This is a genomic window from Micromonospora parva (assembly GCF_040649675.1).
Lineage (GTDB): Bacteria > Actinomycetota > Actinomycetes > Mycobacteriales > Micromonosporaceae > Micromonospora > Micromonospora parva.
In genome coordinates this window covers 1055687-1082014 of the sequence record NZ_JBEZFX010000001.1, presented here as the reverse complement: position 1 = coordinate 1082014, position 26328 = coordinate 1055687, and the positions used below count along the sequence as shown (strand labels likewise).

Here is a 26328-nt window from a genome sequence, read left to right as displayed (position 1 = left end):
GTAGCTCGGTGCCGCCCAGCCTGTCCGGTGATGCCGCTACCAGGCGAGTGGTCGTCGCTGGAAGTAGAGTCCCCCGGTCGGGCCGTCCGACGGCAGTGTGGCAAGCCATACGAAGGTGTCCGCAGCTTCGCCGGGCGTGGAGTTCGCCTTCCCGTAGGCCAGGCGGGTGTCGACCTTTCCCGGAGACGCCGCGTTCACCAAGATGCCGTCGTCCTTGAGCTCAGCTGCGAGAATGCAGGTCAGTGCGTTCACCCCAGCCTTGGACACTCGGTAGGAGACGCTTCCGGTTCCCATCTCGCCGAAGGTGCCTATGTGGCTGGTGACGTTGACGATCCGGCCGTACCCGTTCTTTCTCATCTCAGGGATGGCTGCGGTACAGCAGCGCCAGGTCCCCATGATGTTGGTGTCCAGGGTGGCTCGCACCTTCTCGATGTCGGCGCTGGCCGCTGCCTGGCCTCGGTCGATGGCGATGCCGGCGTTGTTGACGAGGATGTCTAGCCGGCCGTACTGGTAGCCCACGTCTGCCATGGCACGAGCGACGCTTGCCGGATCGGCGATATCTAGTTGCTGGCCGGATGCGGAGAGTTCATCCGCGAGAAGCTCATCGGCGGCCCGATGTGCGGCTTCCTCGGTGCGGGCGGTGACGACCACGTGGGCGCCGGTCTCGGCTAAGCCGCGGGCGATGGCTTTGCCTAGTCCGCGATTGGAGCCGGTGACAACTGCGACCCTATTGGCCTCGCTCATGTCAGCAGACTACGCACGCGCTCATCCAACGCCCCTGCGGCGGGGTGTCGATGCGCCACGAGGCGACCATGGATGTCCAGCAAGCGGCGATGGTTGCGCACGGATCGGGTGGCGACGACATCTGGAGCAGCCTGGGCAACGAGGCTGCACGCCTGCTCGACATCTCCGAGATTCAGTACGGAATCAGCGCGCCAGATCAGATAGGTTGCGCGGTCACGGCTGCGCTCGGCCGGTTGGAGTGCGAGGGTCTGCTGAAGCCAGTAGTCACTGGCATGGTGGCGCTGCAGGAGTAGGTAGCAGGCCGCAACCTGGGCGGCGTACTCCGCATGATCAAAATAGCTGGCCCAGGCTGGGCTTGCTTCATCATCAGCGCGTGACATTTCTGTGTCGGCCTCTGCGAGTCGGCGCTCGCACGCTACCGATTCACCAAGCACTGCGTGTGTACGAGCCAAACGGGTAGTGAGCATCGCTCGCACGCGGGCGGGCGCGTCCTTCGCCCCAGCTCGCGCAGCATCGGCCAAACGGAGGGCCTCGGTGGGGCGTTCCGTGTCGACCCGCTGAAGGCTCATGCACTTCAGGATGTTCGCGCCTGCCGCTCGGTCGGCTGCGGAGTGGGCAGCGTGGAGGGCCGCAAACCAGTAGCGCTCGGCCGCCGCGTGGAATCCTGCATCGAAACTAGCCCAACCAGCGATCCGCCCCAACTCGGCGGCGACAACCAGCAGGCGATTGCCGGCAACCTCCGAGTAACTGCTGTGGCGCAGGAGATCCGTTACCAGCCGAAGCTCAGCGTCAACCAGTGACCGCACGCTCCCGCCGCCGAGGCTGGCATCCATGCGGCGCAGGGCCGGCAGTCGCTGTTCAAAGCAATCTAGGAGGTCTGTGTCGACGCGGCCTCCCTCAAGCGCTGCGTTGATCTTCGGAGGCTCGGTTGCGAGCCACCGTTCGGCTATCGCAGCGGCTAACCCGGCCTGCATAATCAGAAACCCTCGGCGATCTAGCACTGCTGGTCCTGCAGTGTCGTCAAGCAAGGCGACTGCTCCGTTGACGGTCCAGGGTGCTGACGTGCTGATCGCGGGACCGGTAGGGAGCCAGTGGGGCCACCCGAGCGCCCTAACTGTTTGCCTATCGACGCCGAGTTCGTCGGCCAATGCGACCTGTGAATCCTCATCCGGCACCACGCCCCATCGCTCCCAGCGCCAAGCCTTCTCGCGCCGGGCTGCAGTGTTTAGACGGCGCGCGATGACATCGACGAGATCTTGTTGCGTCCAGCTTCGCTGTTCTCGAACGTAGCTCAACGGATGCACCAAGAGCTGACTCCGTGGCGATGGTGTCCGCGTCATCCTGCCTCCCGATCGTCGCCGTCACTCTAGTCCGATCCGGTCAAAGAAACGTGCTCTCAGCTGCGGAAACTGCTCGGATTCGTCATGAGACAACAGCGAGACAACAAGCTAGGCGTCGATTTGCTCTGGTCGTTCGGCTTTCCTGAACGGGCCAATCCGCTTCGGTGTCGACCGGTCGCTGTCGGTGATTGGACCGCGCAGAAGTCAGGTCGCCCGGCTCGGCGGTGAGCAGGGGAGGTCCGCCCTAGAGGCGACTGGGGAGCCTCCTGCATGGAGGAGTCAAGTTGGGGCCGAGAGAGGGGTGGCTTAAAGATGCACCGGAGAAAGTGGTTTGTTCCGGCCGACGATAGGTCGTTCGATCCCGTAGGCAGCAACGTGACGCGGCATAGGGCTATCGAGGCACGGGTAAAGACGTGTGCGGAAGATCCGAAGCCCAGGCGGGTGGTGCTTAGCGTTGGCCGCGCACCCAGGACCAGCCGGCGCGATGGCTGACCTGGGGCTCTCGCTGGCGGTCGCCCTCGCCTCGCATGGCCGAGCCGCCGACCACTTCTGGTCGTCCATGGAGGACCGCAGTGTGCGGCTACTCCCGCACCAGTTCGCGGCGGTGTTCTTCTCGACGCTTGGGCAGTTAGTCGCGGGTCGGGGTGATCCGGCCGGTCGGCGCGCGGCGTTGGCGGTGTTGGGTCGGATGTACCGGCGTTTCGATCTTCAGCCCTATCACGGTACGGCCGTCGCGGCGGCGTTGGTCGATACGGTGCGCCGGTTCGCGGGCGAGGGTTGGGAGCCCGAGCTGGCGGGGCGGTGGGAGCTGGGGTGTCGTCGGGCGCTTCGGCTCGCAGAGCGGGCGGCGGGGGCGTTGGGTGATGGGCCGCATGTGACGTTCGGCGAGGTGGAGGCGTGCGAGGCGGCCTCTGATGGTGTCGCGGTGTTGACTGTCCGGCCGATGCGGAGGCTTCGGTATTTGCCTGGTCAGGCAATGCCGGTGTGTACGCCTCGGTTGCCGGGGCTGTGGCGGTGGTATTCGCCGGCGAGCGTTCCGCGCCCGGATGGGCGGGTGGAGTTCCACGTTCGTGCCGTACCGGAGGGTGTGGTGTCGCCTGTTCTGGTCGAGCGGGTCGCGCCGGGGGAGCTGTTGTGGCTGGGGCCGGCTTCCGATGTCGGGTTGTCGCTGGAGGCCGCCGGTGACGCCGATCTGCTGTTGGCGGCCGGGGGTACTGGTCTCGCGCCGCTGCGGGCGTTGGTCGAGCAAGTTGCCGCATCGCCCAACGGTCGCCGGGTGACGTTGGTGGTGGGCGTGCGGACGCTTCTGGACCTTTACGACGCGGTCGCGTTGGACAAGCTTGAACAGGCGCATGCTGACTGGCTCACGGTCGTGTTGGCGTTCTCGAACGACCGTGATGTGGAGCCCGCCGCGCAGGGCGATCTGCTCAGCGTGGCCCTGTATCACCATCAGCCGGGGCAGGCGTTCTACGTCTGCGGCTCACCGCGTTTGATCGAGGCAGCGCGGAACCGGCTGCCAGCCGCAGGGGTCGCCGCGGACAGCCTGCATCTCGCTGCGACGTTCCATCGCGCGCTCGATTCGGCGCTGTGGGTGTCTCGCCAACGCTCAGCGCACGCTGCCCACCTGGCGACCGTGCTAGAGGCGATCGGCGACGGTAGCTCGCTCGGCCAATTCCGGGGGGAGGCGTCATGAGCTTGATGGAGACGGCGGTCCGTCGCGCGACCGGCGAGGACGTTGACGCTCTGTCCTCGGTTATGGCTGACGCGCTGATGGCCCAGCCCATGGGCGTTTGGCTGGTTCCCGATGTCGCCGACCGCGCAGTGGTTCTGCGTCGCTGGGCACGGCTTGTGCTGTTGCAAGGGCTGGAGCGCGGTCGAGTCGATACGACCGACGATCGCGCGACGGTGGCGGTGTGGCACGCGCGGTTGGAGCCACCCCCGCCGGCTGCCGCATGGGTGTATGACCTGCACAGGCTCCTCGGCCCGCACGCGGCCCGGTTCGCCCTGCTGCACGCCTGTGTCGACGGGCTGCGTCCCCACCGTCCGCATCACCAGCTCGCTCACGTCGCGGCCCGTCCCGGGTACGAGGATGCCGTGCGGGCTTTGCTGGCCGCCCATCACCAGACCCTGGACCTTGCGGGGCTGCCGTCGTGTGCGGAGTACAGCGGCGACCAGCCCGGAGACGGACTGCTCGCGCGAGTCGGTTATCAGCCGCGCTCGCCGGTCTTGCTCGCGCCAGGAGGTCCGGCTCTGTGGCGGATGTGGCGCCCTCAACCTTGCGACGAGCAGCCCTGCGGATCGGCTGGCGGTGGGCTGCCGCGACGAGTCCGCCTGGACCGCACCGCGACTCCTTTCCTTGGCCGCGTCATCCCGGCGGCACCGTCGCGTTCTCCCTGACCACCCAGTAACGCACCGAATTCATCACCTGCTGGCGGCGACGTCTCGGCCAGCGGGCCACGTCATCACACCCTCATACCGAAGGAAGGCACTCCTCATGCTGACCGGAGCCGCTCAGCCCACCACCGCACTGCGACCGTGCAGTCCCGCCTTGGGGCGCTGGTTGAGGTTGCCAGCACGGATCGCGACTGGCGGCACCGGTAGCGATCTCACGCTCGCAGGCGACGTGACGTCGTCGGAGTACGCGTGGGGGTATGCGATCCGGCGCGAGTGGCCCGACGGGGCTCACGACCTGTTCGGGTTTACGCCGGATGCCGACACCGCGATTCGCCGGCTTCACCGCGACCGGAGCTTCTGGCGCGGCGGCTCGGTACGGCCGACGGCGGTCTACCTCGTGCCCGCCAACGCCGCTGATGTGGACGCGCATCCGGTGGATGGCTGCCGTAGGTCGGGGTGCCCGGACTCGCCGCAGCGGGGGCAGCGGTGAATTCGGCGCAGGTGCAGGTGGGGCTCGCGCGGCGGACGCTGACGCCGTTTGGGTTGTGGGTGTTTGGGGCGGCGGCGTCGGCGCCGATGGTGGTGCTCACCGGAGGCATCGTCGAGACGTACAAGACGACGCAGGTGACGGCTCTTCCTCTGACTTTCGTGGTCGTGGCGGGCACGGTCGCGCTGTTGGCGGTGGGGTACGCGGCGATGGCCCGCCAGCTCGGGCATCCGGCGGCCTACTACGCGATCCTCGCGCACGGGTTGGGCCGGAGTTGGGGTGTCGCTGCCGGCATGGTCGCGCTGGTGGCCTACAACGCCATCCAGATCAGCCTGTATGGGCCGTTCGGGGCGACGATGGCTGCGCACCTGGGCGGCGCGTGGTGGGTGTGGGCGGGCCTCGCCCTGGTCGTCGTCGGGGTGCTCGGTGTGCGGGCGATCATGTTGTCGACCCGGGTCTTGGCCGTGGTGCTGGCCGTGTCGTTGCTGATCGTCGCGGCGTTCGTCCTCGCCGGGGTGGGACAGCCTGCGGACGGTGAGGTGTCGTGGGCAGGCTTTCAGGCCTCGGGTCTGGCGGTCAGCGGCATCGGCGGTGCGGTCGCCTTCGGCGTAGCCGCAGTGATGGGCTTCGACGCGCCGGGGTCGCTCGTTGAGGAGGCCGTCGACCGCAGGTCGGTTGGCCGGGCCACCGTCGGCGGGGTCCTCGTTCTCGGCGGGGTGTATGTCGTTGCCGCGTTCGCTATGGGGGTGGCGGTCGGCCCTGACGTCGTTGCGGAGGTGGCCGCTGATCCGGCGTCCGGGTTGCCGTTCTCGGTCCTGGCGCGCCTGGGCAGCTGGTGGGCGGCCCTCGCGAGCGTAGTGCTGATCTTCGCGATCGTCACGTCGATGCTGGCGTTCCATGCGGTGCTCGCCCGGTACGTGTTCGCCATGGCCCGGGAGAAGGTGCTGCCGGCGGGTCTTGCCCGGACCAGTAGCGCGACCCGGGTCAGTGCGCCGCGTGGTGGGTCGTTGATGCAGACGGCCGTCGCGGCGGTGGTGGTGGGCGTGTTCGCGGTCAGCGGCGCTGACCCGGTGGCGGTGATGTTCACGTGGTTGTCGGCGTTGGGGGCGATGGGCCTGCTGTGTCTGCTGCTGGCCGCGTCGGTGGCCGCGATGACGGCACCGGCCAGCGTGCGCGGCCCGCAGGCCGGCGCGTGGGAGTGGCGGCTCGCGCCCGCCCTGGGCGTGCTCGGCGGGTCAGTGGTGCTCGCCCTGATGGTCGGCAACGCCGGGTCTCTCCTCGGTGCCGCGCCCGGATCGCTGAAACCGTTCCTGCTGCCCGTGATCCTCCTTGCCGTCGCTGTAGGGGGCGGAGTGTGGGCCGGGCATCTGCGGCAAGCCCGCCCGGAGGTCTACGCCGGCATCGGCCGTGGCACACCAAAGAAACATGCCGTTCCCGACGCCATGAACCTCTCGATCTGAGGAGGCGATGATGAGGACTCACGCGGCTACGTCACCTGGCGGGAAGTACGGCGTCGATCCCCTGGACCCACGCTGGCGAGCGGGCTACCCGCCGGCAGCACCACCTGCCAGTCACCCTGAGCCTGCGGTCGGGGTGCCGCCGCCCGGCTACGGCGCGGCACCTGTCCCCACCGGCTACCAGCGGCCACCCGACTCCGCCGTTCCCTCGAACCCACCCCCGGGCCCGTCCAGCTATGACCAACGCTCCGCCGACGGCGACGTGCCGGCTGACCTGCGGTGGGCGGACCTGCGCCGACAGGTCGTCTACCGGTCCAAGCGGCTGAACACCGGCCACCTTATTGAAGCCGATCAGGCATTCGGGGGGCGCAGCGCGGTCGGCCCTCACGCGCTGATGCTGTTCTTCGCCTCCGACGCCCCCAACGAGCCGCACGGCTACCGGCTGCACACCGCCCACCGCACGTGGCCGCAGTCGCCAGACTCCGATGTCTTGCCGCAACTGCTCGCGGATATGACCGAGGTCGCGGGAGACAACATTGCCTCGATCGGACGCGAGTGGAGTCCCCTCGGTCCAGAGGGTTCCATGGTCAACGGCGGGGACATGACCCTGCCTCCAGGTGCGTGGTACGTCGGCGTGGGTGTCAGCACCCTCGACTCCGACCAGGGCCGCTGGTACCAAGTCGCCCGGACACTGCGCGAAGCCGCCGCCGCCGGCCGCTACATGTCGGCGTTCAACCTCAAAGGTCAGTGCTACGTCCTGTTGACCGACGGCACCGCCCTGTACATCGACCGCAACCCGCAGGCCCGCCTCGGCGACGACGGCGTGCGCTGCAACAAAACCCTCGACCCCAATCGAATCACGTTCCACAACCCGTACGAACATCTCACCAAGCAGGGCGACGACGAGACCCGCGACATCTGGCGGCAGCTCACCGCGCTGCACCACACCCTCACCGCGCACCTGCTCACGGGGCGGCGGGCGTGACCGGTCATCAGAGCCTCAGCCTCGCCGACGCCGCGGACCTCAGCCGCGCGCCGATTGACGTCACGGCCGTGCTCGACCACCTGATCCAGGAGGCCGATGCCGCCGCCGCGACGAGCATCGGATTTCCCGGCGCCGTGGACCTCGACTACGCCGAGGTCATGACCCGCCTCGGCAACCGGCTGTGGAACAACATCGGCGACCCCGCGGACCACGGCGGAGTCGCCCACACCCGAGTGCTGGAACGGGCCGTCATCGCCTGGGTCGCCGACACCCTCGCCATGCCGCGAGACGACCGGTGGGGCTACGTCACCACCGGCGGCACCGAAGGCAACCTGTCCGCCCTGCACACCGCCCACCACCGCCACCCCACCGCCCGCATCTACTACTCGACCGCCGCCCACTACTCCATACCCAAGATCGTCCGGATGCTCGGGGCGCGGGGCGTACTCGTCAACGCCGACACGGGCGGGGAGATGGACTACGCACACCTCGCCGCCCAGGTCGGCCGCCGGCGACGCTGGCCCGCGATCGTGGTGGCCACCGCTGGCACGACCCTGACCGAAGCCGTCGACGACACCACCTCCATCCGCGCCGTCCTCGATGGGCACCAGGTCAAAGGACACCTGCACGTCGACGCGGCCCTGTCCGGCATCCCCCTCGCACTCGACGGCCGGCTAAGCCTTGATGACGACAGCGGCATCAGCAGTATCGCCATCAGCGGACACAAATTCCTGGGTGTGCCAACGCCCTGCGGAGTTGTCCTCATCCGCGACAGCGCCCGCCATACGGCCAGCCGCGTCGCCTACACCGCCACCCTCGACACCACCATCACCGGCTCCCGCTGCGGCCTGGCCGCCGCCCTGCTCTGGCACACCATCGCCACCCACGGCCACGAAGGGCACCGCTGGCGAGCCACCCAAGCCCGCCGCCTCGCGGCTTACACCGTCGATCAACTGAACGCCGCCGGCTGGCCCGCCTGGCGGCACCCGCACGCCTTCACCGTCGTCCTGCCCACCCCGCCCGAACAGGTGCGCAAGAAGTGGCTCCTCGCCACCGACGGAGCCACCAGCCATCTCATCTGCATGCCCGGCGTCACCCACGGCCAGGTCGACGCCTTCGTCGCCGACCTCACCGCTGCCGCGCCACCGAGGCCGATCCCGCGCCCCCGGCAGCGACCGCACCACCAGACCAAAACACACGAATCGTGTTAGGAGCACCGCAATGACGACCACCCACAGCGGCCAACTGCGCCCTGCCCCGCTGCGTGAACTGCTCGACCCGATCATCCGGCAGCAGCTGAACCGGCTCGACATTCAACCCGGCCAGCGCGTCCTGGAAATCGGCGCGGGCGGCGGTGAGGTCACCGCCGACCTGGCCCGCCTCGTCGGCCCTCGCGGCAGGGTCACGGCGGTCGACAAGGACACCACCTACCTCAACCCAACAGGTGTCATCGACGTTTATCAGCGGGACCTGAACGGTGACGACCTTCCGGGCGAGCCCGACAGCTTCGATGTCGTCGTGGCCCGGTGGCTGCACGGCGAGCTGCCGCACCCCGCAGAGGCGCTGGAGCAGATGATCGCCAGGCTGCGTCCCGGTGGCTGGCTTGTCCTGGCCGACGTCACCGACACCCCGCCACGAGTCTTCTGGGCAACCGACGGCGACGTGTGGCTGATCCACGCCGTCATGCGACGCGTCTACCGCACCATCGCCGGACTCGACGGTGCCGGCACCTGGACGGCCGACACCCCCGCCCTGCTCGTCGTCAAGGGCATGCCGCAGGTCTGCGCCCACGCGTCCACCGAGACCTGGACCGGAGGCGGTCCCGGATGCCGGCTGCTCGCCAACGTGGTCGACGACCTCCGTCCCGTCCTGACCACACCCGAAGTCACCGATGCCGACCTCGACCGGTTCGTCACGCTCATGGCCGACCCAAATGTGCTCCTGGGCTCCTACGAGGGCAGGGCTGTCCACGCCCGCAAGGCAACCCCATGACATGCGTCGTACGGGGCGCGAGCGAGGCGCTGTCGCCGACTGAGCCGGCAGCACGCACAACGGCATGCACCGCAATTTCCTACTTCAAGCCCGGGGCCCGCTCGGGAGGCCGACACCCTCCACCAGCCCTCACCCGGCAGTCGCCGTGCGGCGACTGCCCGATCGGCCGCAGTTGGGCGCGGTGGGCGGTCCCCGGTCGGCGGCAGGGGCACCCCCGTCCCCCTGCCGCCAACCGCCCCCGGCCCGCGCTAGAACGGGCCACGCACGAGCCTCCCGACGATGAGGTGGCTCAGGCCGTCAAGCGGTTACTACGGGCTGCTTTCGACCCCGCACGGGGCCCAACCGGGAGTCGGAAGCGGTCGCTATGTGGGGGCGCCACCTGGTCGTCGAGGGGATCGAAGGGTGCCGCCAGCCCACCCATGGACCCCCGGGCGGGCCGCTGCTGTTAGGGGCGCGGCCCGTCCGGGTGCACAACGGCGCGGAGACCGACTCTCCGCACACCATCGAGGATCGGAGGATCCTGATGAAGAACGACCCTAGCGCAATCGACCTGTACGGCCTGCCGGTCGAGGGGGTGCAGCTGAGCAACTTCTGCGGCGGCAACCTCGGCAGCGAGACCCAGCAGTGCGTCGAGGTCGGCGCGATCCCGGGCGTCGAGGGCGCGTACATCCTCGGCGACAGCAAGAACCCGGACGCCGGACAGCTCCGCTTCACCGAGGGCGAGCTGGACAACTTCGCCCTCGGCTACATCGCGAAGCGTGGCTTGACCGTCTGACCTCTCGGCCTACGGCACCATCACAGAATGAAGCGGGCCGCCCCCGCCCCGTCGGGGGCGGCCCGCCTGCCAGCGGAGGCGCAGATGATCAACTGGAGCGGGCACTGGCACGGGTTCGGGCCCTGGGTTGGCGCGCGGGACGAGTTCAACAAGGAGTACCTGCGACGGCCGGGCGCGAACCTCACGGACGCTCACATCCGGGAACACCTATCCCGCGAGATGGCGCCCGGTGCATTCCGTCAATGGCTTCTGACCCAAGGCGGAGCCAACGACCACACCAGAACGTTCCTCGCAAACGACATGACCCCGGTGCAGCTCGGCCACTCGCTGCTGAAGCTGACAAAGGTGTCCGCCGATCGGACGTGGACCGATGTCGACGACGCCTTGAGCTGGCTCGCCAAGACCTGGATCGACAACCCGCCCGGCGGCGACGTCCTGCCGCTGGAGAAGACGATCGGGTACCAGCGAGAAGCGCTCTTGCTCGGCAGCGACGTCTGCACCGGCTACTACACCCCCGGCTTCAGCTACGTCGACTTCACGATCATCTGCTGCCCGAACCGCTTCTTCCCGAACATTCCCTGCCCCTTGCCACCCTCGAAGCCATGAGAAGGGAGGGAGTATGTCGCTCAAGCTGCTGCTCCCCGAGGCCGGCGTCAAGGATCTGATGACCACATGGCCGGACGAGGTCCGCGTCTACGACGGCGTGCCCGCTGAGTTGTACCGTGTGGTCAGCACCGAGGATCTGTACGACTGGATCGACACCGGGTGCGTGCCAGCCGCCGAGGTCGCAGTCGTGAAGTCGCCGAGCCCGTCCATCAATCCGCTGTCGTTCAGCGCCAACGGCCGAACGGTACCCGGTCGGCTGCGCTACCTGCTCAACAACGGCTACACCATCCGCTTCGGCCACATGGAACGCATCACCCCGAGAATCCATCGACTGGCGAAAGCCGTGCAGCAGGAGACGGGCTACAGCACCTTCGTTCACGCGTTCGTGACTCCGGCGGGTGAGCAAGGTCTGCGGCACCACTGGGACCAGCAGATGACGCTTGCCATCCAACTGGCCGGCGAGAAGCGATGGAACCTGTGGAAGCCGCTCTTCCGGTCCCCGATGCGCGACTACCACGACTCGTCGCTGACCTGGCAGGAGAAGTGGCGCGAGGACTGGACGACGGCCGGTCCGGACGTCACCATCGACCTCAAGGCCGGCCAGATACTGGTCCTACCCCGAGGCTGGGTGCACGACCCACACAACGTCGACGATGCCGAGGACAGCGTGCACCTGACCATCGCCATCGGCGAGCGCACCCCGTACTGGGCAGCCGAAGAGATGATCAAGGATGCGATCCACGACGAATCTCTGCGGCGCATCATCGCGCCCGCCGAGATGACCGGACCCGGACTGCATGACGTCGTCGAGGACACACGCAGCAAGCTGATCGCGTACCTGCAGACCCTGGACACGGAGGCGTTCACCAGCCACCTGCGGCACCTGGGCTACACCACGCTGGAGTACAACCACTGATCGACGCCGCACCGACACGACCAGGCCCTCGGAGAACCATCTTCGGGCCTGGTCGTGTCCGTTGAATGAGCAAGCGAAGGCCGTGAGGTCCATGACCGAGTGCTGTGCTGGCCTGATCACCGTCACGAATTCGCCGAGCCGGTCTCGCGCCACTACCGGCCGCAGGTACGCCGGTGTGGTGATGAACGACTAGGTTGTACGACGCGACGGCTGCTGCACAGTGTGCGCCGCGACCTGTTGGACGGCACGCATGGGCATACGCTGGTCGCCCGACGTTTGTGGCCGAATGATCGTTGTAAGGAGCCTTGTGAGCGCTCTGGGCAGTTTCATCTGGTCGATTGCCGACCACCTTCGGGGCCCCTACCGCCCCAACCAGTACGGCAACGTGATCCTCCCGCTCACAATCCTGCGACGCCTCGACTGCATCCTTGAGCCCGACCGGGAGACGGTGCGCGCGCTGGCGGCGAAGTACGACAACCCCAACCGGCTCAAGATCGAGGTCAAGAAGGCGACCGGCAGACCGTTCTACAACACCTCGAACTACTCCTTCGCCAACCTCCTGGCAGACGCGGACGGGCTGGCGGACAACCTGGCCGACTACATCGACCGGTTCTCGCCCGATGTCGACGTGTTCCAGTACTTCGACTTCAAGAAGGAGATCCTCGCCCTGGAGAAGGCGGGGCTCCTGCGCGAGGTCATCACGTCCTTCAAGGCCGTCGACCTGCATCCGGACGTCGTCGACAACGCCGACATGGGCGATGCGTTCGAGTACATCATCCGTAAGTTCAACGAGGCCGCGAACGAGACCTCCGGCGACCACTACACACCGCGGGACGCGATCCGGCTCCTGGTCGACCTTCTCTTCGCCGAGAAGGACGCCGACCTGACCGAGGCCGATATCATCCGCGCGTTGTACGACCCAACCGCGGGCACCGGCGGCATGCTCGCCCTGGCCGAGGAGCACCTGCTCGCACAGAACCCCAGCGCGAAACTGCGCCTGTACGGCCAGGAATACAACCCGCAGTCGTACGCGATCTGCAAGTCCGACCTGCTGGCCAAGGGCCACGACGCGACCAACATCGCCTTCGGCAACACCCTCACCGACGATGCGTTCAAGGGCCGCCAGTTCGACTTCTGCATGTCCAACCCGCCCTACGGCGTCGACTGGAAGCAGTACGCCAAGGCGGTCACGAAAGAGCGCGACGAAGCAGGCCCCTACGGCCGGTTCGCCCCAGGCCTCCCGGCGACCTCTGACGGGCAGATGCTCTTCCTGCTCCACCTGGTTCACAAGATGCGGGCGCCGGAGGACGGCGGCGGCCGGGCCGGGATCGTGATGAACGGCTCGCCGCTCTTCAACGGCGCCGCCGAATCCGGCCCCTCCAACATCCGGAAATGGCTGCTGGAGAACGACCTGGTCGATGCCATCGTCGCGCTGCCGACCAACATGTTCTTCAACACCGGCATCGCCACCTACATTTGGATCCTCGACAACACCAAGCACCCCGACCGCAAGAGCCTGGTCCAGCTCATCGACGGCACCTCGTTCTGGACCAAGATGCGCAAGAACCTCGGCTCCAAGGGCCGCGAGATCAGCGAGGTTGATCGTGCCAAGGTGGTGCAGTTGTACGCCTACTTCACCGACGCCGATCCGGACTACTCCAAGGTGCTTCGCACCGACGAGTTCGGCTACTGGACCATCACCGTCGAACGCCCCCTCCTCGACGAGTCCGGCAACCCCGTCGTCGACCGCAACGGCAAACCCAAACCGGACACTAAGAAGCGCGACACCGAGAACGTCCCATTCACCTACGGCGGCTCGAGCGCCGGTGCGGCTGGCAAGGCCGAGGTCATTCAGGCCTATTTCGACGCCGAGGTGAAGCCGCACGTGCCTGATGCCTGGATCGACTGGGCCAAGACCAAGACCGGCTACGAGATCCCCTTCACCCGCCACTTCTACAAGTACGTCCCACCCCGCCCCCTCGCCGAGATCGACGCAGACCTGGAGAAGCAGGTCGCCAAGATCCTCGACCTGCTGCGAGAGGTCGAAGGATGACCGACTCGGTCCGCCTCAAGTGGCTGCTCACCGAATCTGACGTGCGGGCGGGGGCGGAATCCGAGGCACTGCCGCTGCTGTCGGTCTCGATCAGTTGGGGCGTCCGACGTCGGGCGGCGTCGGACACGACCACGCGGGCGGCTTCCGAGGATCTATCCAACTACAAGGTCTGCCGCGCGGGCGACCTTGTCATCAACCGAATGCGGGCGTTCCAGGGCGCGCTCGGCATCGCGCCGGAGGACGGGGTCGTCAGCCCGGACTACGCGGTGCTGCGAGTTGACCCGAGGGTCGACAAGCGGTGGCTGAACTACTTCCTAACCAGCGGATTCACTGTCGCGACGATGGCGAGCCTGGTTCGGGGCATCGGCGGAACCGACGCCGGGAACGTTCGAACTCCCCGGCTGAACATCAGCGACCTGCAGTCGATGACCGCACCCCTCGTGTCGGCAGACGAGCAGTGCGCCATCGCCGACTACCTCGACCGCGAGACCGCCCGCGTCGACACGCTCATCGAGGAGCAGCAGCGCCTGATCGAAATGCTCCGCGAGCGGCGCGAGGCAACCATCCGGTCAGCGCTACTATGCGGTCTCGATAACGCAGAGACCGTGCCATCTGGGGTGGACCTGCTGGGTGCCGTGCCGAAACACTGGCGAATGGTTCCTACCCGGTATCTTTGCACAATCACAACAGGTTCCGAAGACTCTGGAAACGCCACTGATGGCGGCGAATACCCGTTCTACGTACGTGGTCGTGAGGTCCTGCGGATCGACCACTACTCGTTCGACGGGGAAGCGGTCATGACGCCTGGCGACGGTCAGGGCGGCACCGGCAAGGTATTTCACTACTTCGATGGAAAGTTCGAAGCACACCAGCGGGTCTACGTATTCACAAACTTCACGAACGTCACAGGCTGGTACTTCTACTACTTCCTCTCGACATTCCTTCGTCCCGTCGCACTCGCGGGTAGTAACACGGTCACCATGGAGTCTCTACGGCGTCCGCTGCTCGCTGACTTCAAGGTCGCGGTGCCGTCGATCGACGAACAGCAGCGGATCACGGCGCACCTCGATGATCAGACTGCGAGGATCGATTCGCTCATCGCCGAAGCTCAGCGCTTCATCGACCTCGCGTGGGAGCGGCGGTCCGCGCTGATCAGTGCGGCCGTAGCAGGCAAGATCGACGTACGCGAGGCCGCCTGATGCCCGATCACAACGAGGTCGTCTTCGAGTCCGAGATCTGCGCGCACCTGGAGTCCCAAGGGTGGCTGTACTCGGCAAGTGACACTGGCTACGATCGGGAGCGGGCGCTCTTTCCCGAGGACCTGTTCGCTTGGCTCGAGGACACCCAGCAGGCGGCGTACGCAAAGGCGTTGAAGGCTGCGGGGTCGCAGGCGAAGTTCCTCGACGTGCTGACCACGGCGCTCGACAAGCCTCTTGAGCATGGTGGCGGGACGCTGAATATCCTGCGTAACGGGGTGCAGTACATCGGTGGTGGCCGGTTGAAGATGGCGCAGTTCCGCCCCGAGACCAGCCTGAACCGGACCACCAACGAGCAGTACGCGGCGATGCGGGTGCGGGTGATGCGGCAGGTGCATTTCTCTACCGCTGACCGGCGCAGTCTCGACCTGGTCTTCTTCGTCAACGGGCTCCCGGTGGCCAGCGTCGAGTTGAAGACCGACTTCACGCAGTCTCTCGATGAGGCGATCAACCAGTACCGCAAGAACCGGCATCCGTTGACAAACGGGCGGCCGGAGCCGCTGTTGTCGTTCGGGCATCGGGCGCTGGTTCATTTTGCGGTGTCCAACGATCTGGCCGCGATGACCACCAAGTTGGAGGGCGAGACGACGCACTTCCTGCCGTTCAATATGGGTCACGACAGTGGTGCGGGGAATCCGCCGGGTGAGGGTAGCCGGTCGGCGACGGCGTACCTGTGGGAGCGGGTCTGGGAGAAGGACGCCTGGCTCACCATCATCGGCCGGCTGATGATCGTGGAGACCAGGGAGGAGTGGGATGTCGCGACCGGAACGTCGGTGCGGCGTACGAGCATGCTTTTCCCGCGGTTCCATCAGTGGGAGGCCGTGACGGACATCGTGGCCGCCGTGCGCGAGGAGGGGGTGGGGCATCGCTACCTGATCGAGCACTCGGCAGGGTCGGGGAAGACGAACACCATCGCTTGGACCGCGCACCGGCTGGCGCGGCTACACGTGAACGACGAGAAGGTCTTCGACTCGGTGATCGTGGTCGTGGACCGCACCGTGCTCGACGGGCAGCTCCAGGAGGCGATCCGGCAGATCGATGGGTCGGGGAAGATTGTGGCCACGATCAGCCCGGAGGACGTCCGCAAGGCGGGGGCGAAGTCGAAGTCCGGGCTGCTGGCGACCGCTCTGAAGAACGGGGAGCTGATCATCGCGGTGACGGTGCAGACCTTCCCGTTCGCCCTCGACGAGATCCGGGCCGACTCGTCGCTGAAGGGCCGGCGGTTCGCGGTGATCGCCGACGAGGCGCACTCGTCGCAGTCCGGGCAGATCTCTTCCAAGCTGAAGGCTGTGCTGACCGCGGAGGAGGTCAAGGAGATCGAGGAGGGTGGTGAGGTCGACGTCGAGGCGATCCTGGCCTCGGAGATGACCGAGCGGGCCGAGTCGGAGAACATCTCCTACTTCGCGTTCACGGCGACGCCAAAGAACAAGACGCTGGAGCTCTTCGGCCGCAAGGGTCCTGACGGGAAGCCGGTCGAGTTTCACCTCTACTCGATGCGGCAGGCGATCGAGGAGGGCTACATCCTCGACGTGCTCAGGGGCTACCAGTCCTACGACACCGCGCTGAAGATCGCCGGCAAGGCTGAAACCGGCGACGGCGACGAGGTGGAGGAGGCCGCGGCACGTAAGGGGCTGATGCGATGGGTGAAGCTGCACCCGACCAACATCAGCCAGAAGGTACAGATCATCGTTGAGCACTTCCATACCAACGTCGCCCACCTCTTGGAGGGCAAGGCGAAGGCAATGGTCGTGACTGACTCGCGCAAGGCCGCGGTGAAGTACAAGAAGGCGATCGACGCTTACATCGCCAAGCGGGCCGCCAAGGACGCCTCGTACAGCTACCGCACCCTGGTCGCCTTCTCCGCCTCGGTGAGGATGGCCGAGGATGAGGAGTGGGCGTCGGACTGGGGCCCGCAGCCGAGCAAGGACGACGAGTTCACCGAGGCCAAACTGAACCCCGGCGCCGGCCCGGACCTCGCCGCCGCCTTCAAGGGCGCGACGTACAAGATCATGTTGGTCGCCAACAAGTTCCAGACAGGGTTCGACCAGCCGTTGCTCTCGGCGATGTACGTCGACAAGAAGCTATCCGGGGTCACCGCCGTGCAGACGCTCTCCCGGCTCAACCGCACTCACCGCACGGCAGGCGGGGAGCAGAAGCGCAAGACGTTCGTCATCGACTTCGTGAACAAGCCTGAAGACATCCGCACTGCGTTCGAGCCGTACTTCACCAACGCCACCCTGGAAACCGAGACCGATCCGTACATTGTCGTCCACCTGGCCAACAAGCTCGCCCAGGCCGGGATCTACACGCCAGAGCAGGTACGCGAGGTCGCCGCACTGTGGGTCGCCCGCAAAGGCAACAACGCGCTCTCATCCGCGATCAGCCCGGCCAAGAACGACTTCGCCCGCCGCTACGCGGCCGCGATCGAGGCCGACGACAAGGTCACCCTCAACACCCTCGACCTGTTCCGCAAGGACGTCTCCACCTGCGTCCGGCTCTACGACTTCATGAGCCAGATCGTCAACTACGGCGACCCGTACATGGAGAGTCTGTCGATCTTCCTGCGGCTCCTGGAGAAGGTCATCGCGGACTCCTCCTGGGCTGCGGAGGTCGACCTCTCCGACGTGGTCCTGGTCGGGGTCAAGCACACCAAGGCGACTGCGGTCAACATCTCGCTGACCGGTGACGGCCAGCTCAAGGGCATCGGTGCCGCAGGCACCGGCACCCGAAAGGAGCCGAAGTATGTCGCCCTACAGGTCGTCATCGATAAGATGAACGACCTCTTCGGGGCCGAGTCGTTCTCCGCATCTCAGGTCCGTGAGTTCGTGCAGGGACTGGTGCAACGGCTGCTCGCCTACCCGGACCTGGTCAGCCAGGCCAAGGTGAACTCGAAGAAGCAGTTCATGGAATCGCAGGACTTCCAAGCGGCGGTCAGCGAGGCGGTCGTCGACAACCAGGACGCCCACAACACCATGGCCGACTACTTCTTCAGCGACGGCCCTGGCATTAACGCTGTCATCATGGCGCTCGCGGACGCCTTCTACGAGGCAGCAATCGATCAGCGGACCGACGCGTGAGTGGGCCTGGAATAGGACCGCGCGGTACAGGCTCGCAGAAATGCTCCTGGCTGTTGTCATCGAGAGTGGACCGGTCAGTCGGGCGCCTGCCCTGCTTGGCTTCCGGCTAGTAGCGCTGCGGTTCCGGCTTTGGTGTTGGCTTCCGATCTAGCTCTGCGTAGTTTGTAGAACAGGTTCGGCACGCGGGGTCCGTCGCGGCGGAGTAGAAAGGCGGCGTCTTGGATCTCTCGGCAGTTGCTGATGGCGAGTGTGTCGGGTTGGGCGGTGTATGCCTGCCAGAGGTCGTCAATCTTGTGTTCAGCTTGTTGGCGCGCGTTGGCGTGTTGCCAGTGCTGTCGGGCGAGTTCGATGGTGTCGAGGAAGGCTGGGGCGCTGGGTAGGAAGATCTTGATCAGGTAGTCGGCAAGGCTCAGATCGCGTAAGAGGGCGATGACCAGTCCGATGATGAACCAGATCACGCCGGTGGTCAGGATGGTGGCGCTATAGGCGCGATGTTCTTGGCGGCTCCACACCATGCTTTGGCGCTGGCAGAGCAGTACGTCGGCGGGCCAGGGTGTGGAGCCGAGGTCGACGCTGTACCAGTTGCGGTATTTAGTGTCGTCGGTGATATGGCGGGCAGAGGCGGCCACATCTTCGGGTGCAGGTTTGCGGCCGGCGAGGGCGGTGTTCCACGACAAATGGAAGAGATTGGTGTCGTAGAGTTCCTGGACTCGGGCGGCGTGTTGGGTGGCTCGCTGTTCCATCCCGGTTAGCAGGGTGCGGCCAAGGACGAGCCATCCGGCGCTGATGGCGGCGACCAGATCGGTGGTGGCCGGGATGAACAAGGAGATGAATGGGCCGACCGCGGCGAGAGCGAACGTGCCGAGGGCGCGGGCGCGCCGCCAGCGGTGGGCAACTTGGTAGTCGCGGCTGTAGGCGAGGAGCCGGTTGAGGTGCTGTGGCTCGTCTTGGCGCTGAGTGATTCGGGCCGGGGCTCCTTCCGGCACGGGTCGAGGCGCAGAGGTGATGGTCATGAGAGCGGGAACAGCGGGCCGAACAGGGCGCGCCATGCGGTCAGGGCTTCGCTGGTGCGTCCGGTCCGGTCGAGGTTGATCGCGGTAGTGCAAGCGGCCTCGGCCGCGCGGAGCGCCTTGCGGCCGGTGTCCATCTTCGCTGGGTCGTTGTCCACGACGTCGGAGACATCGGGTCCGATGTGGGCCGGGTCAGGCCAGCCCTCATCGATTCGGCTGGCCGCGCTGGCGAAGAACTGTCGTAGCTCGCGGGCGTGGCTGCCGGTCCACGGACCGGTGATCAGCTCCAGGGCCATCACCTCGATGAGGAAGGACGGCTCGACCGGGTGCCCGGCGACCTGGTTCCACTTCTTGATCATTTTGACGAGTGGTTTCCATTGCTCCGCGAAGTCCTTGTTGGCGTCCCGTGCCGCGTCGTAGTGCAGTTCGGGGTTGGTGTGTACCCACTCGCCGGTGACGTCGTCGGGGATCAAGTAATGGTCGTTGTTGGTGAAGGCGGGTACGACATCGAAGGACACGACCTCGTCGGCATCGCTGACGTCGTCGACGATGCGGATCCCGAAATCCACCCGGACAGCGCGTCGGTCGCAACAGACGCGGGCCGCGCCGTAGTAGGGGACCAGGGCGGCCCGTACGACTTCGAGGATGTCGCGGGGGTGCCGGTCTAGGTACTCGGTGTTGCCCAGCACGATCATGATGTCGACGTCGCGCAGCGGCTTCGTCTTCGTGTGCCGGCGGTAGGCGCCGGTGAGGAAGTCCCTGATGATTTCGAGGGTGGCGTCGGCGTCGAGTTGCTCCCGGATTCGCTTCTGCCGGGCGCTCGCGGACGCGTCCTCGGTGGCGGTGGTTTCCAGGTTGGAGCGGAACTTGAAGAACGCCTCGTTGACGCTGATCATCCGTTGCTCCTGGTGTAGTAGTGCAGCCCAGCGCCGAGGCCGCCGCCGCCGATGGCAGTGCCGACGGAGTGCCGGGTAAATTCGGCAGTCGAGCGAAACGTGGTGGTGGACCAGCCGTCCACCGACGGGTAGCCGGGGGCGGTGTCGGCAATCAACTGGTAGTTACAGCGCGACGGGTACGAGCCGTTCTTGAGCACCGTGTAGGAGACGGTGTCCGGGTCCAGCCACAACTCGCCGTCACCGTCGCCGTAGTAGCGGTAGTCGATGGTGAAGTCGAAACGCCCCACCAGATCGCCTCCAGCGCGCCTGCCCGGGTCGTAGATCTCCAGCACCAGGCCCTTGAGGTGCCCGGAGTTGAGCCACGCGGCGATGCCCGCCTCCAGCAGCGCCCACTCGCCCGTGATCTTGCTGGTGCTCAGGCCGCTCTCCCGGATGATCTGCTTCATCCCGCGCAGCATGTTCGTCGCGACGTGCGTGCTCGCGTGAGCGTAGGTGTTGACGCGGACGGCGGTGGTCACGATCGCTCCAGTTCCGCGTAGTCGATCGCGACACGACCGCTGGTGCCCTGCTGCGCCACCGCACTGGCCGTGGTGATGCCCTGGGTGACATCCCGGACCTCGAAATGCGGATAGGGCCGCAACGCGGTACGGACCTCGCTGAGGTCGTCCACTCCGCACGGCAGCGAGATCCGCCAGCCGGACTCGGCCAACGGCCAGGTCGCCAGAGCCGCCGGGTCCTCGCCCTCGACTGCCTCTGCGCCATGCAGCGTGTAGATCCGCACCCGGTCTCCCACGACCGGCATCACCACGATCGGCGCCTCGCCGGTGTACTCCTCGGCGATCAGCATGGCCACCGTGCTCGTGACCGCCGCCAAGTCAGCGCGAGCGCTGGCACCTGGTGGGGTGAGCAGGTCGATGATGGTGTTCCAGGTCGCGGCCGACGTGCGGACGGGTACGGACGGCACCTGCCGTGATGCGACGCTCATCAGTGGCCGCCTTCCTCGCGCAGCACCGCGAGTAGATCCTGACCGGTGACCCGGTCGGGGTCACCCTGCGCCTCCTGCCGGTACGCGCAGGCGGCAGCGACGGCTTTGCGCAGCCGGCGCCCATCGAGGCCGTCGGACTCCTCGGCCCCCGCGTCCAGCAGCGTAGGTTCCAGCAGCCGACGCGCTCCAGGGAACGCGGCGGCGACCGCCGCAGCGGCGTGCTCGAGGATCTGCCGGCGCGCGGCGCGATCCGGCAGCGGCACCTCGACGATCCAGTCCGCCCGCGAGGCTAACGCCGGATCGAGCGCGTCACTGAAGTTGGTCGTCGCCACGATCAGCATCTGCGGGTGGCGACGGGCGAGCCGATCGAGCCCGACAAGCGCGGCGTCCACCGCCCGATGCACGTCAACAGGGTTAGCCTCCATCGACAGCGCCGCCCGGTCGGTAAACAGCGTCTCCACCTCATCGAGCAACACCACCATCGGACCCGCAGCGGCGTGCTCGTTCAGCAGGGTCCCGAACAACTGCTCCACCGCACGCTGGCTGCGCCCCAACGACGAACTGGTCAGGCTGTGCGGATCGACCTCCACGAACAACCATCCGGCAGCGTCAGGGACGGTGCGGGCCACCCGGTCCGCCAGACCCCGCGCGACGGTGGTCTTGCCGACGCCGGGCTTGCCCGTGAGCAGAACGACCCCGTGCAACGGCAGCGCGTCGAACGGCACCGCCGCGCGCAGATGCGCTTCGGCGACCGCCGTGCGCAGCAACCGTTGCTTCATCCCGTCCGGCAACACGATCGCCGACCACGCGGCGGCGAACTCATCGTTCGGCAACAGCCGCGCATCGGCCACCCCCGGTGCCGCTCCATCCGGCAGCCGCCGGACTACAGACCCGCGAAGACTGCTTGTCATATTCCCCCCAAAATCCGCAACGAGCGCCAGCTGACGCCCCTCCCGCGTCGGCTCGCGCGTGAATCAAGCCCGACACGTAGACGTGTCGAGCTACTCTTGACGTTGAGGACTGTACGGCATGTACCGATAAAGGTACAAGCGAGGGGGCGTGGGCGGGCGCTGTGCGTCGTGTGTCAGCCCTCGGGTATGCGCCAATTGGCGGAAGAGATACTTTTGATCTCGACAGTCAGTTCGGTCTCGGCGATGGAGGTGCAGGTGAGCGATCCGATCGACATCGATCTGTTGGGACGGCTTGTGCGCGCCGAGCGCCTCAAACGTGGACGGCTCAGCCTCCGCGCAGCGGCCGAACAGGCCGAAGTGCCGTTCAATACGCTGGCGCGAGTCGAGAAGGGGGACCTTCCCGATCTGGCGAACTTCCGGCGCATCGTGCATTGGCTCGGCCTGCCGCCCGAGCGGTTCTTTCAGCCGCCCCGGATCAGGACCGAGAACACCCCGGAGGTCATCGCCCACCACCTCGCCCGTGACCCGAACCTGACCGACGCGGCTGCCGAGAAGATCGCCGGGCTTGTCCGCGAGCTGTACACCAGCCTTGCCAGCACGCAACGGCCGATACGGGTACACCTTCGCGCCTCAGCAACGTTCAAGCCAGAAGCCTCGCGCAAGCTCTCCAGCCTGCTTGAACAGATGCAGCAGAAGCTGGAATCCATGCCGCAGCCAGAACACTAAGCGGACGAGGCGGACATTCCGATGCGACGAGGCTTCAAGACAGAGGCCGAACGACTGGCCGACCGCACCCGAACCGAACTCGGGCTCCAACCGGATGCCCACATGCCGATCCGTGACCTCGCCGCGCACCTCGACATCAAGATCCATCCGGCCGACCACCTCGTCGACCGCGCAGATCTTGAGGAACTGGACGAGTTGCAACACGGCGCGTTCTCGGCGGCGACGTTCCACCTGCCCGGCGGCCGGACTGTCATCGTCTGCAACCCGCTCAGCGAGATCGGGCGAACCAACAGCGACATTGCGCACGAGATCGCCCACGTGCTCCTCAACCATGAGATCCGAGAGATCCAGCAACTCGCCGGTCACACCTTCTTCACCTGCAACCCCGAACAGGAAGAAGAGGCGAACTGGCTCGCTGGCTGCCTACTTCTGCCCAGGCCGCTGCTGCTCCGAGAGGCGTACGCCGCGTCAACCCCCGACGTGATTGCGGCAAAGCACCACGTAAGTGTGCCAATGGCCAGATATCGCTTGAATGCGAGCGGTGTGCTCCTGCAAGTCCAACGCTCCCGCTCCAACCGAAGCGCGCGGCAGTAGAGATCTTGGACCCGGGTCAGCGCCGCCGCGACAGCGGCGGCCACGACGGCCGGCGCAGGTTGGTGCTCAGGGGGATGGTGAACAGCGTGAAGCTCGATGGCCAAGTGCGCGTCACCCGGACCGCGTCGAACCCGCCCCAGCGCGTCACCGTATTGCATTCCGAACGCAGCCTGCCGTTCGAGCGTGTTCGCTGCAAGCCGTTCGATCTGGGAATAGCACTGTGTATGAGTTACGGCGAGGCCCCCTATTCGCGATCCAGTAGTCGAACGAGCGTACTTCGTGCCTTCGCCAAGGAAGCACGGACTGCCTCTGGCGAAAGTTTCAACTCCTGTGCTATTTCAGCCGTCGTGTAACCATCTAGAGTCCACGCCATTACTTGGCGTTGTCTTGTAGGAAGTTCGGCGAGCAGGCGCAGGACGTCTTGACGCTGTTCCCACTCCGCCACGTCAACGTCTGTTGGTACTAACGGGCTGTTGCTCACCTCGCGCGCCGGTGGCTCGCTGGTTGTGATGCGGCGTGCATACTTTCGAGAGGCGACGCGTCGGACCCAGGTCCGTGGATCCGTAATGTTGGGCCAACTTCGGAGAGCGTCGATCATGGTTTCCTGCACTATATCGGCGGCATCAGTGAACCCTGCGCCTTGCCAGACGAGGAATGTAACTAGAGCTGGAACCGAGTCTCTGTAGAACTGACTGAATTCGTCATGACGCTCGGTTGAGGAGGCCGCCAGGCTTCCCCGGGCGTCCGATGGGGAGGTGATATCGTGCGGACGGCTGGTTGGCTTGTTGATTTTCGCTCTATCGCCTCGTTGGCCTGTGGCGGGAGCGTCTGTCCGGCTCGCCTTGCGTGCTACGTCGGCAGCGTGAAAGGCTCCCGCACTCTCAAATTGTGCTCCCGCCTGCTCGAATGCACGAAGCGCTTCGTCACGTCTGCCCAGAATACGATACGTGTTGCCGAGGTCGTTGAGCACTACGCCCTCACTGTGTCGGTCTCCGATCATGGTGAAGAGTTGAAGCGCTCGTTCGTGGTAGGAGACGGCGTCCTGCATTCGACCTAGCCCGCGGTAGGTCGTTCCAAGGTCGTTGAGCACTGCGCCTTCACTGTGTCGGTCTCCGATCATGGTGAAGAGTTCGAGTGCGCGTTGGTGGTATGAGATGGCGTCTTGTAGTTGGCCTGCCTCGCGTAGGACGCTGCCGAGGTTGGACAGTGCTCGGGCTTCGCCGTGTCGGTCGCCGGTCATGGTGAAGAGTTCGAGTGCGCGTTGGTGGTATGAGATGGCGTCTTGTAGTTGGCCTGCCTCGCGTAGGACGCTGCCGAGGTTGGACAGCGCTCGTGCCTGATCATGCGGATCGCCGGTCGCGGTGAAGAGTTCGAGTGCGCGTTGGTGGTATGAGATGGCGTCTTGTAGTTGGCCTGCCTCGCGTAGGACGCTGCCGAGGTTGGACAGTGCTCGGGCTTCGCCGTGTCGGTCTGCGGTCGCGGTGAAGAGTTCGAGTGCGCGTTGGTGGTATGAGATGGCGTCTTGTAGTTGGCCTGCCTCGCGTAGGACGCTGCCGAGGTTGGACAGTGCTCGGGCTTCGCCGTGTCGGTCTGCGGTCGCGGTGAAGAGTTCGAGTGCGCGTTGGTGGTATGAGATGGCGTCTTGTAGTTGGCCTGCCTCGCGTAGGACGCTGCCGAGGTTGGACAGCGCAATGGCTCGGTTGGGGTCATCGTCAGTGGCTGCCGCTACGGCCTGCCGGCCTACGTTGATGGCTGCATCAAGGTCCGCCAGGGCACCTGATCGGGCAAAGCGTGCACGTAATGCATCGGCCAGGCTGGCGAGTGCGGCAGCGCGAGTGGGATCGCCAGCGGTTGCCGTGACGGCCTGCCGGCCTACATTGATGGCGGCGTCAAGGTCTGCCAGGGCACCTGATCGGGCAAAGCGTGCACGTAATGCGTTGGCCAGGTTGACGAGCGTCGTGCCGCGGATTGGATCATCCTGTGGCGACGTCTCAGCGGCTGCCTGTAGTTCTCGCGTCGCCCGATCAAGATCGCCTGGATAATTTGTGAAGGTGAATCTAACCCACAGTAAGGCAGCGAGATCGGCCCGCAGGCGTCCTAGCAAAGCGGGGTCGTCAGACGATCTCGCACATGCTTGCTCCAGGTACTCCATTGCCTGATCGAGGTTGCCGAGATCTTGGTTGTCCTCGAACCGCGCCCGACTTTCTTCGCTAAGCCTGAGGAGATCTTCGATGGAAGGATCGCTGTCGTGATGGCTATTCATCTTCGTCACCCATCCGCATGCGAGCCTTGATCCACTCCAACGCAAGCCCCTCATCGAGGAACTCGATTGTCTCTAGTCGGGTCTTCCAGCGCAGTACCACTCGTTCACTGCCTGTGGGTGGCGTGCCGGGTGCGTCGTCAACCTGAGCCTCGTCGTGTCGGAGCTGTCGCAGTGACGGGGCTAGCTTCGATGTATCCGCCGGCAGGGGATCCTGGGCATCGCGTACGGCCACCCAGTACGCCCTGAACTCCTCAAGATCGCCAGCTAAGAAGGTAACAATGGCCGTCATCACAGGCCAAGAGGGGCATCTCGTGCATTTTAATGCTTGCGCGACCGTCGTATGGCTGTAGTTGATCCCCTTTCCGATCTCGTGAGTGCTTGGCTCGCCGGCCCGACGATGAAGCCGACGCAGTGCGGCGGCCAGTTCGTCCAGCGGGCCACCTGGCATCTGATGGAACTCCCCGGAATCGCGGCGGGTCGGCAAGTTTTGTAAACTTAGAAGGTAACGTATGCCATCCGGACGCTCGGGAGCGGTACCTGTAAGTCCCTCTAGCGCCGCCGACCAGCCGACCCAGATGCTCAAGGCCGGAGCAGCGAGAACCTAAGAAGGGATGCCGGCGGTGGGCGGGATTGAACGTGGTATTTCTGGCCTTTCGGCCTTCGGCGGCGCGGTGGCCCTCGTTGGCGGAGCCGCTCTGGTCGTCTGGCTCATTGGGCTGTTGATCGTTCTGCGGGGAAGCGAACCGGCGCAACGTTCAGAGATCATCCGGGCCTACGCCCTTTGTCACCCGCTTGTATACCTCCGGCGGAGCGCCTCGCCCGGAGGTCAGTGCCGGGCAACCGGGGCCGCGAATGCGGGTG

Annotated in this window: 22 protein-coding genes; 14 read left to right on the top strand and 8 right to left on the bottom strand. The window is 66.0% G+C overall.

All coding sequences use genetic code 11. From position 1 onward, the window contains the following. Nucleotides 1-36: 36 nt before the first annotated feature. Together AB0C03_RS04805 and AB0C03_RS04800 are read right to left on the bottom strand one after the other, a co-directional pair. A complete protein-coding gene (locus AB0C03_RS04805) occupies nucleotides 37-744 on the bottom strand; it encodes an SDR family oxidoreductase (protein ID WP_357634258.1) in 708 nt (235 codons plus the stop codon). Beyond that, nucleotides 741-2048 (bottom strand): NsdA family TPR-like regulatory protein, encoded by a 1308-nt coding sequence (locus AB0C03_RS04800; RefSeq protein WP_357634503.1) that lies wholly within the window; start codon nucleotides 2046-2048, stop codon nucleotides 741-743. Before AB0C03_RS04800 ends, AB0C03_RS04805 begins: the two co-directional genes overlap by 4 nt. A 520-nt stretch (nucleotides 2049-2568) precedes the next feature. On the opposite strand from AB0C03_RS04800, the gene AB0C03_RS04795 reads away from it, so the two are divergent. The 12 genes from AB0C03_RS04795 (at nucleotide 2569) to AB0C03_RS04740 (ending at nucleotide 18082) form a co-directional block, all read left to right on the top strand. Continuing rightward, a complete protein-coding gene (locus tag AB0C03_RS04795) occupies nucleotides 2569-3777 on the top strand; it encodes an FAD-binding oxidoreductase (protein WP_357634255.1) in 1209 nt (402 codons plus the stop codon). Beyond that, the gene (locus AB0C03_RS04790; RefSeq protein WP_357634252.1) at nucleotides 3774-4481 is read left to right on the top strand and encodes an N-acetyltransferase; all 708 of its coding nucleotides are present in this window, start codon (nucleotides 3774-3776) and stop codon (nucleotides 4479-4481) included. Before AB0C03_RS04795 ends, AB0C03_RS04790 begins: the two co-directional genes overlap by 4 nt. Nucleotides 4482-4979: 498 nt before the next feature. Continuing rightward, nucleotides 4980-6425, top strand: coding sequence for an APC family permease (locus AB0C03_RS04785; protein WP_357634501.1), 1446 nt, complete (start codon nucleotides 4980-4982; stop codon nucleotides 6423-6425). A 259-nt stretch (nucleotides 6426-6684) separates the two neighbouring features. Beyond that, nucleotides 6685-7407 carry a hypothetical protein gene (locus AB0C03_RS04780; RefSeq protein ID WP_357634249.1) on the top strand — a complete coding sequence of 241 codons (723 nt, stop codon included), beginning with the start codon at nucleotides 6685-6687 and terminating at the stop codon, nucleotides 7405-7407. Next, entirely contained in the window at nucleotides 7404-8618 is a 1215-nt protein-coding gene (locus AB0C03_RS04775) for a histidine decarboxylase (protein WP_357634246.1), read from the top strand. Before AB0C03_RS04780 ends, AB0C03_RS04775 begins: the two co-directional genes overlap by 4 nt. Before the next feature lie 10 nt (nucleotides 8619-8628). Continuing rightward, nucleotides 8629-9399 carry a class I SAM-dependent methyltransferase gene (locus AB0C03_RS04770; RefSeq protein WP_357634243.1) on the top strand — a complete coding sequence of 257 codons (771 nt, stop codon included), beginning with the start codon at nucleotides 8629-8631 and terminating at the stop codon, nucleotides 9397-9399. A gap of 523 nt (nucleotides 9400-9922) precedes the next feature. Then, nucleotides 9923-10174 (top strand): DUF397 domain-containing protein, encoded by a 252-nt coding sequence (locus AB0C03_RS04765; RefSeq protein ID WP_357634240.1) that lies wholly within the window; start codon nucleotides 9923-9925, stop codon nucleotides 10172-10174. A gap of 27 nt (nucleotides 10175-10201) precedes the next feature. Next, nucleotides 10202-10780, top strand: coding sequence for a hypothetical protein (locus tag AB0C03_RS04760; RefSeq protein ID WP_357634237.1), 579 nt, complete (start codon nucleotides 10202-10204; stop codon nucleotides 10778-10780). Nucleotides 10781-10793: 13 nt separating this feature from the next. Next, nucleotides 10794-11696 carry a JmjC domain-containing protein gene (locus AB0C03_RS04755; RefSeq protein WP_357634234.1) on the top strand — a complete coding sequence of 301 codons (903 nt, stop codon included), beginning with the start codon at nucleotides 10794-10796 and terminating at the stop codon, nucleotides 11694-11696. Between the two features lie 220 nt (nucleotides 11697-11916). Further along, entirely contained in the window at nucleotides 11917-13749 is a 1833-nt protein-coding gene (locus tag AB0C03_RS04750) for a type I restriction-modification system subunit M (RefSeq protein ID WP_357634230.1), read from the top strand. Next, nucleotides 13746-14948, top strand: coding sequence for a restriction endonuclease subunit S (locus AB0C03_RS04745; RefSeq protein ID WP_357634227.1), 1203 nt, complete (start codon nucleotides 13746-13748; stop codon nucleotides 14946-14948). Before AB0C03_RS04750 ends, AB0C03_RS04745 begins: the two co-directional genes overlap by 4 nt. After that, nucleotides 14948-18082, top strand: coding sequence for a type I restriction endonuclease subunit R (locus tag AB0C03_RS04740; protein ID WP_357634224.1), 3135 nt, complete (start codon nucleotides 14948-14950; stop codon nucleotides 18080-18082). The genes AB0C03_RS04745 and AB0C03_RS04740 overlap by 1 nt, the downstream gene beginning before the upstream one ends. A gap of 74 nt (nucleotides 18083-18156) precedes the next feature. On the opposite strand, the gene AB0C03_RS04735 is transcribed toward AB0C03_RS04740, so the two are convergent. Genes AB0C03_RS04735 through AB0C03_RS04715 form a run of 5 tightly spaced genes read right to left on the bottom strand, consistent with a single transcriptional unit; the run spans nucleotide 18157 to nucleotide 21824 of the window. Continuing rightward, entirely contained in the window at nucleotides 18157-19095 is a 939-nt protein-coding gene (locus AB0C03_RS04735) for an S-4TM family putative pore-forming effector (RefSeq protein ID WP_357634221.1), read from the bottom strand. After that, entirely contained in the window at nucleotides 19092-19988 is an 897-nt protein-coding gene (locus AB0C03_RS04730; RefSeq protein ID WP_357634218.1) for a CBASS oligonucleotide cyclase, read from the bottom strand. The genes AB0C03_RS04735 and AB0C03_RS04730 overlap by 4 nt, the downstream gene beginning before the upstream one ends. Further along, nucleotides 19985-20506, bottom strand: coding sequence for an HORMA domain containing protein (locus AB0C03_RS04725; RefSeq protein WP_357634215.1), 522 nt, complete (start codon nucleotides 20504-20506; stop codon nucleotides 19985-19987). The genes AB0C03_RS04730 and AB0C03_RS04725 overlap by 4 nt, the downstream gene beginning before the upstream one ends. Continuing rightward, a complete protein-coding gene (locus AB0C03_RS04720) occupies nucleotides 20503-20973 on the bottom strand; it encodes a CBASS system Cap8 protein (protein WP_357634212.1) in 471 nt (156 codons plus the stop codon). The genes AB0C03_RS04725 and AB0C03_RS04720 overlap by 4 nt, the downstream gene beginning before the upstream one ends. Next, a complete protein-coding gene (locus AB0C03_RS04715; RefSeq protein ID WP_357634209.1) occupies nucleotides 20973-21824 on the bottom strand; it encodes an AAA family ATPase in 852 nt (283 codons plus the stop codon). The genes AB0C03_RS04720 and AB0C03_RS04715 overlap by 1 nt, the downstream gene beginning before the upstream one ends. Nucleotides 21825-22139: 315 nt before the next feature. Between AB0C03_RS04715 and AB0C03_RS04710 the strand changes: the two genes are divergently transcribed. Next, complete coding sequence (locus AB0C03_RS04710; protein WP_328366509.1) at nucleotides 22140-22610, top strand: helix-turn-helix transcriptional regulator; 471 nt, start codon at nucleotides 22140-22142, stop codon at nucleotides 22608-22610. Nucleotides 22611-22631: 21 nt separating this feature from the next. Beyond that, on the top strand, nucleotides 22632-23204 hold the full coding sequence (locus tag AB0C03_RS04705) for an ImmA/IrrE family metallo-endopeptidase (RefSeq protein WP_357634205.1): 573 nt from the start codon (nucleotides 22632-22634) through the stop codon (nucleotides 23202-23204). 244 nt (nucleotides 23205-23448) lie between these two features. Here AB0C03_RS04705 and AB0C03_RS04700 read toward each other — a convergent pair whose 3' ends face one another. Then, nucleotides 23449-25467 (bottom strand): sigma-70 family RNA polymerase sigma factor, encoded by a 2019-nt coding sequence (locus AB0C03_RS04700; RefSeq protein WP_357634498.1) that lies wholly within the window; start codon nucleotides 25465-25467, stop codon nucleotides 23449-23451. Nucleotides 25468-26328: the final 861 nt, after the last annotated feature.

Coding starts and splice junctions, on each gene's coding strand:
- AB0C03_RS04730 (WP_357634218.1), bottom strand. CDS start 19,988: ATGATCAGCGTCAACGAGGCGTTCTTCAAGTTCCGCTCCAACCTGGAA.
- AB0C03_RS04755 (WP_357634234.1), top strand. CDS start 10,794: ATGTCGCTCAAGCTGCTGCTCCCCGAGGCCGGCGTCAAGGATCTGATG.
- AB0C03_RS04805 (WP_357634258.1), bottom strand. CDS start 744: ATGAGCGAGGCCAATAGGGTCGCAGTTGTCACCGGCTCCAATCGCGGA.
- AB0C03_RS04740 (WP_357634224.1), top strand. CDS start 14,948: ATGCCCGATCACAACGAGGTCGTCTTCGAGTCCGAGATCTGCGCGCAC.
- AB0C03_RS04765 (WP_357634240.1), top strand. CDS start 9,923: ATGAAGAACGACCCTAGCGCAATCGACCTGTACGGCCTGCCGGTCGAG.
- AB0C03_RS04705 (WP_357634205.1), top strand. CDS start 22,632: ATGCGACGAGGCTTCAAGACAGAGGCCGAACGACTGGCCGACCGCACC.
- AB0C03_RS04745 (WP_357634227.1), top strand. CDS start 13,746: ATGACCGACTCGGTCCGCCTCAAGTGGCTGCTCACCGAATCTGACGTG.
- AB0C03_RS04790 (WP_357634252.1), top strand. CDS start 3,774: ATGAGCTTGATGGAGACGGCGGTCCGTCGCGCGACCGGCGAGGACGTT.
- AB0C03_RS04770 (WP_357634243.1), top strand. CDS start 8,629: ATGACGACCACCCACAGCGGCCAACTGCGCCCTGCCCCGCTGCGTGAA.
- AB0C03_RS04700 (WP_357634498.1), bottom strand. CDS start 25,467: ATGAATAGCCATCACGACAGCGATCCTTCCATCGAAGATCTCCTCAGG.
- AB0C03_RS04735 (WP_357634221.1), bottom strand. CDS start 19,095: ATGACCATCACCTCTGCGCCTCGACCCGTGCCGGAAGGAGCCCCGGCC.
- AB0C03_RS04760 (WP_357634237.1), top strand. CDS start 10,202: ATGAAGCGGGCCGCCCCCGCCCCGTCGGGGGCGGCCCGCCTGCCAGCG.
- AB0C03_RS04795 (WP_357634255.1), top strand. CDS start 2,569: ATGGCTGACCTGGGGCTCTCGCTGGCGGTCGCCCTCGCCTCGCATGGC.
- AB0C03_RS04720 (WP_357634212.1), bottom strand. CDS start 20,973: ATGAGCGTCGCATCACGGCAGGTGCCGTCCGTACCCGTCCGCACGTCG.